At 38.1% G+C, this 12,039-nt stretch carries 10 protein-coding genes; 5 read left to right on the forward strand and 5 right to left on the reverse strand.

All coding sequences use genetic code 11. The features are described from left to right. Positions 1 to 275: 275 nt before the first annotated feature. The 4 genes from LKM37_01065 to LKM37_01080 are packed head-to-tail and all read left to right on the forward strand — an operon-like array spanning position 276 to position 4,426. Positions 276 to 1,283, forward strand: coding sequence for an ATP-binding cassette domain-containing protein (locus LKM37_01065; protein ID MCI1719611.1), 1,008 nt, complete (start codon positions 276 to 278; stop codon positions 1,281 to 1,283). A 2-nt stretch (positions 1,284 to 1,285) separates the two neighbouring features. Further along, on the forward strand, positions 1,286 to 2,653 hold the full coding sequence (locus tag LKM37_01070) for an ABC transporter permease (protein MCI1719612.1): 1,368 nt from the start codon (positions 1,286 to 1,288) through the stop codon (positions 2,651 to 2,653). A gap of 7 nt (positions 2,654 to 2,660) precedes the next feature. Continuing rightward, complete coding sequence (locus tag LKM37_01075) at positions 2,661 to 3,593, forward strand: 5'-nucleotidase C-terminal domain-containing protein (GenBank protein ID MCI1719613.1); 933 nt, start codon at positions 2,661 to 2,663, stop codon at positions 3,591 to 3,593. After that, on the forward strand, positions 3,590 to 4,426 hold the full coding sequence (locus tag LKM37_01080) for a metallophosphoesterase (protein ID MCI1719614.1): 837 nt from the start codon (positions 3,590 to 3,592) through the stop codon (positions 4,424 to 4,426). Before LKM37_01075 ends, LKM37_01080 begins: the two co-directional genes overlap by 4 nt. Positions 4,427 to 4,934: 508 nt before the next feature. Here LKM37_01080 and LKM37_01085 read toward each other — a convergent pair. The 5 genes from LKM37_01085 to LKM37_01105 all read right to left on the reverse strand — a co-directional run bounded on the left by LKM37_01085 (position 4,935) and on the right by LKM37_01105 (position 11,532). After that, positions 4,935 to 7,520, reverse strand: a complete 2,586-nt coding sequence (locus LKM37_01085; protein MCI1719615.1) for a hypothetical protein — start codon at positions 7,518 to 7,520, stop codon at positions 4,935 to 4,937. Positions 7,521 to 7,582: 62 nt separating this feature from the next. Further along, a complete protein-coding gene (locus LKM37_01090; protein MCI1719616.1) occupies positions 7,583 to 8,467 on the reverse strand; it encodes a GLPGLI family protein in 885 nt (294 codons plus the stop codon). Positions 8,468 to 8,471: 4 nt separating this feature from the next. Continuing rightward, positions 8,472 to 9,401, reverse strand: coding sequence for a hypothetical protein (locus tag LKM37_01095; protein MCI1719617.1), 930 nt, complete (start codon positions 9,399 to 9,401; stop codon positions 8,472 to 8,474). A gap of 135 nt (positions 9,402 to 9,536) precedes the next feature. Then, positions 9,537 to 10,199, reverse strand: a complete 663-nt coding sequence (locus LKM37_01100; GenBank protein ID MCI1719618.1) for a response regulator transcription factor — start codon at positions 10,197 to 10,199, stop codon at positions 9,537 to 9,539. Between the two features lie 4 nt (positions 10,200 to 10,203). Continuing rightward, positions 10,204 to 11,532 carry a HAMP domain-containing histidine kinase gene (locus LKM37_01105; GenBank protein ID MCI1719619.1) on the reverse strand — a complete coding sequence of 443 codons (1,329 nt, stop codon included), beginning with the start codon at positions 11,530 to 11,532 and terminating at the stop codon, positions 10,204 to 10,206. Positions 11,533 to 11,732: 200 nt separating this feature from the next. Here LKM37_01105 and LKM37_01110 point away from each other — a divergent pair, with 200 nt between their 5' ends. Beyond that, positions 11,733 to 12,002 (forward strand): hypothetical protein, encoded by a 270-nt coding sequence (locus LKM37_01110; protein MCI1719620.1) that lies wholly within the window; start codon positions 11,733 to 11,735, stop codon positions 12,000 to 12,002. Positions 12,003 to 12,039: the final 37 nt, after the last annotated feature.

The following is a 12,039-nucleotide window of genomic DNA, read 5'->3' on the forward strand; positions in this document are numbered from 1 at the left end:
TTGCCTTGCCACAAAGCGGCAAGGCAATCAGTGGTTTTACGCGGCTCAAGCCGCGGAAAGGCACGCGCCTCCGGCGCGGCTCCGCTTTCATCGCCTTTAAAAAAGTTATGTTATTAGTATTCATTGTGTTACGTTGGCACGTCGCAGCAAAAGTTATCAAGCGCACGACTAGAAATAGCTGACAATCAAATATATAACTTTTTTAAAGGCGATGAAAAACGCATCCTCACGAGGTAAAATGATTTTCTTAACTTTGCACGTAAATCAAACAGATTATGGGATTAATAACGTGTAAAGACATAACCAAAAAGTTTGGCAATTTTAACGCGCTGACATCTGTTAACTTGGATATCCCGGAGGGCAAAATTTTTGGCTTCCTTGGCCCAAATGGGGCGGGAAAAACTACGCTTATCAGAATCATCAACCGCATTACATTGCCAACCAGCGGAGAACTTCTATTCAAAGGGAAGACAATGCAACTATCAGACATTGAACGCATAGGCTACTTGCCTGAGGAACGCGGTCTGTATAAGAAAATGAAGATTGGGGAGCAAGCTATTTATCTTGCCCGCCTTAAGGGAATGAGCCGGTCAGATGCTACAAGAGAGTTGCAGAAATGGTTCATGGAGTTTGGAATTCAGCCTTGGTGGAACAAAAAGCTGGAGGAGCTGAGCAAGGGAATGGCCCAGAAGATTCAGTTCATTATCACGGTGGTACACAAGCCAAGCCTTATCATTTTGGATGAGCCTTTCTCCGGATTTGACCCAATTAACGTGGATTTAATTCGCAAAGAAATTTTAAAGTTAAGAGATAACGGCGCAACAATAATTCTTTCCACCCACAACATGGAATCAGTTGAGGAACTGTGCGATAACATAGCTCTCATCAACAAATCCAAAGTTGTAATCACCGGAGAAGTTGAGGCAATCCGCAAGGAACACGGAAAGAACAGAGTGGAAGTTGTATACAATTCAGAGCAAGCTCTCGACAGTGTACCTTCTTTGTTTTCAGTGCTTTCCAGCAAAGAAGAGAAAGACGGAAGGCACTCAATTCTGGAGGTTGTACCTGGAACTGCAAGCCGCAGCATACTTAATGAGATAGTTCCAAAAGTAGACATCATTTCATATCAGGCATTGATGCCTCGCATGAATGACATCTTTATCAAACTTGTGAAGGAGAGCGGAGGAGCTGTATCCCAGGGTATTGCAGATTATCAAAAAAACACCGCGGCCGCAGCACATCGCAGCACGTCTGCAACCGCACCTAAAAATAAGGAGGAATAATCATGAGCAGAGAAAACAAAATAGGAATCATCATCTCCAGAGAATACTCCTCCAGAGTAAAGAAGAAATCTTTCATTTTACTCACTTTGCTTACCCCGCTCCTGTTTGCGGCAATGATTGTAATCCCAACATTGATAACACTTTCCACAGCAGAGCACAAGGATAATATGAACATTGCCGTTGTAGATAACAGCGGTGTTGTTATGCCTTATTTGGACAGCATAGAGAATACAACTTTTGCAGCAATAGCACCGGCAGCACTTCCTCAATTAAAAAAGGATATTGCATCTTCAAGTGAATACAGCGCAATACTTGTAATTGACTCGCTGGATAAAGAGAACAACACAAAGGCTTCCATATATTCTCCCGGGCAAGTTGGAATGAGCGTGCAGTCAGACATTGAGGGCAAGATAGATAAAGCAGTGCAGGACAATAAGTTGCGCTCTTATAATATTCCAAATCTGGATAAGGTAATAGACAATTTCCAGACTGACGTAAAAATCACTACATACCAAGTCGGAGAACAGGGAGAAGACAAAGAGACTCACGTAGAGGCAAATATGGCAATCGGTTATGTTGCCAGCTTTATCATTTACATGTTCATTTTCCTATTTGGCGGAATGGTAATGCGCGGAGTTATTGAGGAGAAAAATAACAGAATCATAGAGGTAATTGTCTCTTCTATAAAACCGGTTCAGCTAATGATAGGCAAAATTGTTGGAGTAGCATTAGTTGCTCTTACTCAATTTGTTATATGGATTATGCTTACAGGAATAATTGTGGCTGCCGTGATGGGAGTTGCCGGCGCCGACACGGTAACAAATGCGGTGCAATCTCAAGCAGCTGTTCAACAGGCAACGGCAGCAGCGGCTCAGGCGGGAGAATCAATGCCGGATATCTCTTCAATATTTGGAATGTTGGGCAACATGCATCTTGGCGGCGTATTAATTTCCTTTCTGGTTTATTTTATTCTTGGTTATTTGCTTTACTCCAGCATGTTTGCCGCAGTAGGTTCATGCGTAGATAATGAGGCTGATACACAGCAGCTTATGCTGCCTATCACAATTCCTTTAATCATAGGTTTGTTCATCATGCTGAGCGCGTTCCAGTCCCCTAACAGCGCACTTGCCGTCTGGGGCTCCATCATTCCGTTCACCTCCCCTATGGTCATGATGGCCAGAGTTTCCTACGGAATTGGCGTTGCCGCCGGCATTCCGCTTTGGCAATACATTTTATCAATAGTTCTGCTGGTCGCAACCTTCCTTATAATGGCATGGCTGTCGGGAAAAATATACAGAATAGGCATCCTTTCCTACGGCAAAAAAGCGGGCTGGAAAGAGATAGGCAAATGGTTGAAATTCAAAGATTAAGATTAAGATGAAAATAAAAAATAAAATATTTTGGACACTTTTAGTTCTCTCTTTTTGTCTCCCGACAGGTTTTCTTTCTGCTCAGGTGACCTATAAAGGTTACAACAGCAAGAGCGCGGTCAGCAGCAATTATAAAAGAGAACAATGGGGAGTAACGGTGATTGATTCCACATGGAATACTCCTGCGGGAAAAGAGAATTTAACTGGAAAAATCATAGCAAAATATAAACCTGCAGTTGATGCACTTGATGCCACTATCGGCTACTCGCCAAACGGATTAGAGAAGGATTACCCGGAGAGCCCAATGACCAACTGGGCGGCAGATGCAATTTATAACATTGCTCAGAATTATTTGGATACCAGCAAGTTCAAAGGGATGAAAATAGATTTTTCACTGCTTAATTTTGGCGGAATTCGTACAGCAATTCCAAAAGGCAATGTCTCCAGTTTTGATATCATGTCTATCTTTCCGTTTAAGAATTCTATTGTGATTGAGAAACTTCCGGGAACAAAAGTGCTGCAGACCATGGAACTTTTTGCAAAGATGCACAAGGTCCAAATCATGAGCCACACCAAACTTGCAATCACGGATGATCACATAGATGAACTTCTGATTAACGGAGAACCGCTGGATACCAACCGAATATACAATGTTGCCACAATAGATTTTCTGCTTAACGGAGGAGACCAGGTTGTGTCTCTTAAGCAAAATGAAGGGGTAATTTATACCAACATTCTGATGATGGACGGCATAATTAATTATGTCAAAGACTTAACCGCACAAGGTAAATATATTGATGCACAGCTAGATGGCCGCTGCACATTAAAAGGTTCAAAAATCAGACGGACAAAAGACGGTCAGATAATAAAGAGCAAATCTCCCGTCATGAGCAATAAAGAAACAGCGGAAGAGAATAAAAATGCGGAGGACAAAAAATGAAAAAAATCATAAGTATATTTTCTGTTGCAGTAACGGTACTTGCTTTTGCAGCAACTTCGTCTTGTGCGCAAGACCTTGTGATTCTGCATACTAATGATACTCACAGTCAGATAGAGCCGGAGAATGCGGGACCTGCGAAGGGGCTTGGCGGATATGAGAGAAGAGAGAATTTCATTAACAGCGTTCGCAAAGAGAACAAGCATGTGCTGCTGATGGATGCAGGAGATTTTTCACAAGGGACTCCATATTTTACTCTGTACAAGGGAGATGTGGAGATAGAGCTGATGAATGCACTTAAGTATGATGTTGCATGTATAGGGAATCATGAATATGATAACGGACAAGAAGAGCTTGCCCGCAGAATTAAAAATGCTCATTTTCCTGTACTGTGCGCAAATTATGATTTTAGCAAAACTCCTCTTAATGATGTTGTTAAACCTTATGCGATTTTGCACAAGGCGGGCAAGAAAATTGGAGTCATCGGTCTTTCCGTTAGACTTAGAGGTCTTGTAAGCCCTGCTACAATTGCGAATATGGAATTTCTGCATCCGTATAAAATTGTAAACAAATATGCCGCATACTTAAAGAATCAGGAGCACTGTGATTTGGTAATTGTTCTGTCCCATTGCGGAATGCTAAACGGATCTGAACAAAACCCCAGCGATGATATGATAGCCCAGAACACTGAGAATGTAGACTTCATAATAGGCGGGCACTCACACACTTACATAGAGCAGCAGCGCATCTACAAGAACAAGGCCGGCAAAGACGTCGTCGTAGTCCAGGACGGAGAACGCGGAGAACACATCGCCCGCCTGAATATTTGGTTCTAATCAGCACAACAGACTGTATACTAGCACCCTGTCGTATCCAAGACAAGACAGTTTAAACATCCATTAGGTGTTTTTGTGGTATTTCACTATGTGTTTTTGTGGCAAATTGCTATGTGTTTTTGCGATAAATCTCTAAAGAAAATCCAGACGAGCGGCAAAGCCGCGAGTCCGCGACCATAAGGAGCGTGCATCGGGTATGTTGGTCTTAGTTTGCTGGTTCACTGGAGATTGTGATAATCAATTGAGTATGAAAGTTCTGTTTTTACAAAAACACATCTTTTGTAATCAATTGACGTACAGTCTTCATAATAGACCATCCGTGCCTGATATCTAGTTACGTAACATTGTCCCCAGGCCGCAGGCCCGCGACCGTAGGGAGCGTGCATCTCCGCGCGACAGCGCGTTAACCACAAAACGGCACGGCGCTTTGTGCCGGGCCGTACGCATGCAAGCGTAGCGAGCATGCAATTCGCCGGGCCGTACGCATGCGACGCTTTATTCCAGAAAATTACTTCAATTTGAACTGCACCCTCAACATGATTGTAGCAGGACGTATATAATACTCAGAATAGTACTCATTTATGCCATCTAATGAAGAATACTTGTATTTCTTTACATTAAAGATGTTGTTCCAGTCAAGGAAAAATATTGTTGTCTTGTATTTGTATTGTAGCCCTAAGTTTGAAAGTGTAAAAGACTTCCCGGTAGAGGGAATATTATTGTAATAATTATACACATTCATATTCAATAGAATATTAAGCGGTAAAGTCACTGTTGCTTCAGCATTAGAGATAACGGAAGTAACTGATGGCATACTAGCACCACCTGTAAGCTTGCTTTGCGATCTATTCCAAAAACAAGAAGCAGATAGAACAAGAACGCTAAATGGTTCTAGATTAACACTTCCTGTAGCAGAATAGCTATCTGATTTATACCTTACTACAACGCCTTGTCTGAGCTGTGGCATTTTACTATTACTCCAAGCCGCACTAAATTTTAAACCAAGTTTTTTCCAATCAAAGCCTTTATTTATGTTAGCCGAGATACCATAACTTTTGCCATAAGTACTAACCTTCTCAGATGTGATATTAGAGAATATGCCATCAAATGAAAGTCCATAAAGCCTTATGATATTATAGTAAGAATATGATGCCCTAGCATCAAAAAACAACATGTCAGCTGGATCTTTGTATCTTATAGAAAAATTTGAAGTATGATAATGTTGCTCACTCATATTGGGTTCATAAGCACTAAGAGTTCTATAATTTGACAAGATATAACCCCCATACAATTGATTTATTCCTAGATGACTATTGGACATTGCATAGTACAACACATATTCCCATTTAGGTTTACGTAGAGAAACTGATAAAGAAGGTGTTGCAAGAATCCTTCCCCATGTATAATCAGTCGCACCTATATAATTACCAAGACGTCTAAAATTATATTCGACAGGTACGTAAAGCCCAAAGAAAAATTCATTTGAAGAATAACTGATATCCGCAGAAAGACCTCCGGAAAAATTAAGATAATCTATTTTATTATGGAGTGAATCTATCTTATTAGGAGAATATCCCCCATTGGTGTTTTCATTCAAAAGATTGCTATTCAACCTATTGCCAAGAACATTCGCAAAGAGGACATAGCCAATCCTTAATTTTTTAATCATTAACGCAGCAAGATTTTCAACGGAATTATTGCAATAAAAGTTTGTTAGGTTTACATGCTGTCTTAATCCAAAAGAGGGCCCATCGCTAAATAGTTTTGGGAAGGAAGAGGGTGATATGCACAAACTTTGAGGATTTGTGCTATAACCTTCAGATGATGCAATATTCCATCCTTTATAATCTCCTTTTTTTGCTATCCAATTAAATGAATTTGAGATATTTATATTATTTGTATTTATATGCTGATATGTAGAATCAACGCTCAATATCTTGCCATTGCCACTCAACCATCCTGCCTGGAAGTTTACCTTATCATTGAGAAATATTTTCTCTTTATTGATTTTATATTCACTCTCAACACTCATATTATTAGTCAATTCAGAGGAAGACATATTCTCGTTAATAACAGTACGTGATCCGTCCGGAAGAAGATAAGAACTACTTGAATAGCTGCGTCTTTTATCCCTATCATTAAAATAATATACTCCCATGCTAAGTTCACCATCATTTTTATCTTTAAATAAATAATTACTGGACAAGACATTAGAGCGATTATCATAGTACATGTATTTTGATATTGCCGGCGGGGAGGGTTTGACCATCCATGTAAAAGACGTGTTCCCGCCTGCACCATAGTGGTTCTGAATTTCAGCTGCAAGGTCACGTCCAGAGTTATTACTCTTTATCATGTACATATTTTGCAACGTCCTGGAAAAATAAGATGTCACAATACTGCATTCAGCCTTGATATTACCGCCGTATCCTATTCCTAGCAGCGCAATAACAGAGACAATACCCTTTGCGTCCTCCTTAAGCTTAAGATTTATAGCTGCATCATTAGATATTACAACTTTTTTTAGCGCCTTCACAGGCTGGTGATTTTCAAGCACCTGCACAGTTGCAATTTCATCCGGAGAGATATTGTTAGTAGCAATGCCGTATCTTCCCTTTAATAAATCCAATCCCTCTATATAGAATTTATTAATAGGTGATCCTTTATACATTATTGTGCCAGAAGATGTTACGGCTAATCCTGGCATCTTTTTAATTACTTCTCCAATGGAAATATCTCCGGCTGATTTAAACGCCCCAACCCTAAAATTAATAGTGTCACTATGCTGCCAAATCTTTCCTCCTTTTACCACAACTTCCTTTAGCTCAATCTTTTCCTCAGATACAGTAAAATTAACAATACTGCTTCTGTTGGGAACCGTCTTATAAATAGTCCTTATGTTAAACCCCTTAACAATAAAATGCAAACTGTCACCGACATTGCCAACCTTAAGAGAATAGGAGCCATTGTCGGAAGACATTGTATAATTTATTATTGTGTTATCACGATAGTTTTTTACAAGCAACACATTAATGTAGGATACTGCATTCCCCTCTTTATCTTTGATTCTTCCGCTAATAACTGTCTGACTCACTGAACATACTGGCAGCAAGAGAAAAAAACACAAAAGCAAATATTTATATCTGCGAATTTTTATCATTTATTTTTTTGTTCCAAATCCAGCTCAATAGGATTATAAGGAAGAGAGATATATGAATAGGAATCGGAGTTCCCAACATGAAATTTTGCTCCAATGGATTCAAGGAACATGTAAGGATTGTTGTTCATTCTCCTCACGATATCTGCCATTTTTGCTCTTGTAATGCTCTGATAAGGCCACTTATACAGTTTGATTGTTTCATCAGACGCAGCCCTGGTGAATGATCTCAGACTCCATTCATAATCATTAGTTTCATCGGCAATTTTCACAATCAATCCAGGCAGACCGCCAAATTTATATGGTCCTGCACTAAATGGAATATCTGATGTAAACCATGCAGTATAATGCCTCCCAAGGAAAGTGCAGGTTGCTTTCTGGCAAAGATAATTAGATAAGGTATCCTTGTCAGATGAGATTTCCCATTTGATAGGAATCTCTTGCTCTGTGTATGAATAAATCGGACCAAATAAAATTGTTCTGTATATCAAAGTAATTTTACTCTCCTTGAGGTATCTATATACATTGCTTTGAAAAACCTCCTGCTTCATTGAATATGTATTTCTTCCCTTGGCAGCGAGTATGGTATTCAATGAATCGTTCTTAAATTGCTCATAACTAAAACTATGCATGACATTTTTCCCTATCTGCACAAGCGTAATATCATGTTCTTCTTGATGCTTTACTCCTCCAACAATAACACTCTTTTCTTTGCCATAAGGATAGAACACCAAATCATAGTATGCGTTATAAAGGCATGCATCCTCCACCTTATACTTATCAACCGGCCGAAATAACGGAGGAAATTGTGCTTCTGCATTATTTACAATACATAGCGACCCTACAAAGACACAAACAAATGTTTTTTTAATGAATGATTTCATATCGTCATATTAACTCATATTCATATATAACTGATAAACCTGACTTTGCAACAGATAGTAACAGTAATTTGCTCTCCGCCTCATTTATGCAAAAACTTAATCCCACATGATCTAATTTGTAAACTTTAATAAGGTTTCCATTCCAATTATATTGTTCTAGAAATGAATTAGTTTGCTTGCCATAAAAAAGCCTATCAGCAAAATTTCCAAAGTACAAACAATAAAAATATTTGTACCCCGCCACTGTCTTAACATAGTATCTAAAGTGCCTATTGTACGATTCTCTGAGAATAGAAATATCAGGGTTATTAAGCTGACGTTGTATCAAAAAAGATGTCTTATGCTCAAGGTTAATTACCCTAACCACATCATAACTATTATATGCAAAAACAGCTCTCCTGTTGTCATAACCGACTGCAAGACTGCCACTGTATGGCAGGTATCCCCTAAGGGTATCAACTGCTAGAGATAATATCTTTTTTGTTGTTAAACCATTTAAATCTGAATAAGTTAGAAACACACCGGCATCAGTTTTTTTGTCTGCACCAACAAATAAGATACTACGCGAATTAAAAATATAATAGTTACTTGCCCATTGGGATGAATTGCCGCCAAAATCATATTCAAATGAGTAAAGGCGCCGCTTTGTTTTGTTCAGTTGGAAGTTTTCAGATACCTCAAATATATCGCCATAGTCGAGTAAATAAAACAAGGGATTATTCACATTAGTGCTTAAAGGAACGGGATAAAAGAATTTACCTGACTGTCCTCCCCATTTGCCCAACTGTGCAACTAGAGTATTTTTCTCAATGTCAATTATTTTCAAGGATTCTTTTTTATTCCTGTATAGCAAGTATTTGCCGTTAAGAGACATTTCTGCATCGGGGGTTGCCTTGCAGAATTGTGAATTAATTACTACTTTTTTGCCTGTCAATAGAATAGGCAAAATCACAATAAAAGGAAAAAGAATTCTGAACATACCAAACTATCTATATTTGGTAAAATTAGATAGTTTCAGAACCGGTCATGTTCATTTATAATTCATTATTATACATTAAAGGCTTTTGAACTACCCCACCTCCAACCTAACACTGTCACCCCGAACAACAGTAATAGAAATGTTTTTATCCTTAGCAAGATAATGCCTAAGATTATAGACCAAAGTACCCAAGTTGTGAGCGATATTGTTTTTCTCCGCACCATACCACAACACAGCAGCAATGTCATCACGTAAAACATTCTTCCCTAAGTTTTTACAAAGCAACTCCAAAAGCATTGCTTCTTTTGGAAGCATCTCTATTTTTTCATCATTGACAATTAAAGTGTGGTTTCCAGCATGAAAAACATATGAACCAATCTCATACTCTGCACTTTGCGCGCTAAGAGATTTCTCCTTAAGCAACTTAGCAATCGTAACAGTGAGAATATCAAAATTTAATGGCTTGGGAAGGTATGCATCCGCACTTAATGTGGATATGTCCTTTGGATTGCCGGTAAGAGCAATTATTGGGGTGTTGCAACGTGATTCTTTTAATTTGCCTATAAGTTCATTCCCGTCCATTACTCCCATCTGAATATCAGTAATAATACAATCCGGAGAGTAAACCCTAATTTTCTCAAGCGCCTCCTTGCCATTATAGCAACACTCAACATGATACCCGTGCCTCTCAAATGCAGATTTGAACAATTTGCATGTCAACACATCATCATCCACAAACAAAAGATTAATCATAAAATCAATCATTTACAGGCAACTTCAATAACACCTCAGTAAACTCATTCACTTTGCTTTCTATGCCAAGAGTTCCTTTCATTAGAGACACAACTTGATAGACAAAATTTAAGCCAAGTCCGTAACCTTCTGATGCTTTACTATTTATCCCGCGTTCAAATTTATCCAGCATCCTCTCAATTTCATCATTTGGCATTCCATATCCATTGTCTCTAACCTTGAGCAAAACAAATTTATCATTCTCTGCGGCAGAAAGAGTAATATTAACAGACGCCCCGGAATATTTGATGGAGTTCTCAATCAGATTATCAAAAATGTCAGTCAAATACTGTATATCTGAATTTAAAAACAACCCGGTGCCGCACACTTTTTCAAAACAGATTTGTTTAGTTGTATAGGAGTTAAACTTCTTTATTAGCGCATCAAAAAAATCATTAATCTCTATCTTGGAATAAGAAAGCGCACCTGCCTTATTTTCAAGCTTGTACACATCAAGTATCTTCTTCCTCATATCAATAAGCCGTTCATTGCCTTCATTGAGCATTTGCACAAATTCACTCGCTTCTTTATCTCCTGCAACAGCATTTATTTTTGATATTTCCCCGCAGCTCATTCTTATCACGTTCATTGGCGTACTCATATCATGTATCATGGAATAGGTATGATCTTTCCTAAATAGTGCTAGCGCCTTCTCCTCATTAATAATTTTAATCTGCTCCCCTACACTATAAATAACAAATATTAATACAAACAATGATATCAGAAGGAGCAAAAACATTTTTGAAAGAATCAGCTTGTATGGATTGTTTACCACGGCCTGTATACCCAAAGTAAGATTAGATAATACCGGTATTATATGCGTTTTGAATCCTCTGAATGACACATCATTATATCTGGTATCATTATAAAATTTATATGGAGAATTATAATAATTTGTATCAGGTTTAAGTGTAACAATTTTATACTCCAGATTATGAATATTCTTTGCAGCAAGATATTTATTAAAGTATTTTCTTAAGGTATCTAAATTGCGCGGGTGTCCATATTTATCACAATGATCATTAAAGCCAATATACATATCGGATACAGAGCCTGCCAACGCACCCTTAGGTGTTGGAATAATTGTCCCATCAGGTGCATGAACTTTTGCTGCTCTAGCAAGAAGTTCCTGCTCAGTTGATGACTTAAATGCTTCATTTACGTCTGTAAAAATGACTTTTTCCAGTGACCTGTAGACATTAAAAAGCATTATACCTTGAAGTGCAATGATAAGCAGGATAGCGGCAATGGAGAACAGTTTTATATGACTCTTATATGTTGATTTTACCCACATTACAACTCAAAGTTATGAAAAATGAAATATAAATGAACATTAGTTTTCACTAATAAACCTAACTATATTAAGAATTGTATTCTGTAAATATTAAAGTAAAAAAATGACAATTTGGAGACATAGATTCTAAAACATTGTAGGTAACTTTGACAAGCAGGGTAAACTTAACTTTATAATAGGATTTATTAAAACAAAAAACTATGTGGTTATTAACTCAAAAACAAACTAAAAGATTTTTAATCTCAATTTCAGTCTTGATTATTGCCGTAGTTATTTATGAACTATTAAGATCTAAGATGTCTATGGCGATAAGCGGGATATACGCATTAGTAATTTCCATATTGGCCCTCATTGGCATAATGTGGGTTTGGATGGGCAAAGAGACAAATAAAACCGTTTGGATAACAGTAATTTCAGTATGGGTTCTTGGAACATTATTTTTGGGACTCTCCAGCTTTAATGTGATATAAAAGCAGGTATAATCTCTCATCCAACAATAGGACAAAG

The organism is Bacteroidales bacterium, from assembly GCA_022647615.1.
GTDB lineage: Bacteria > Bacteroidota > Bacteroidia > Bacteroidales > UBA932 > Egerieousia.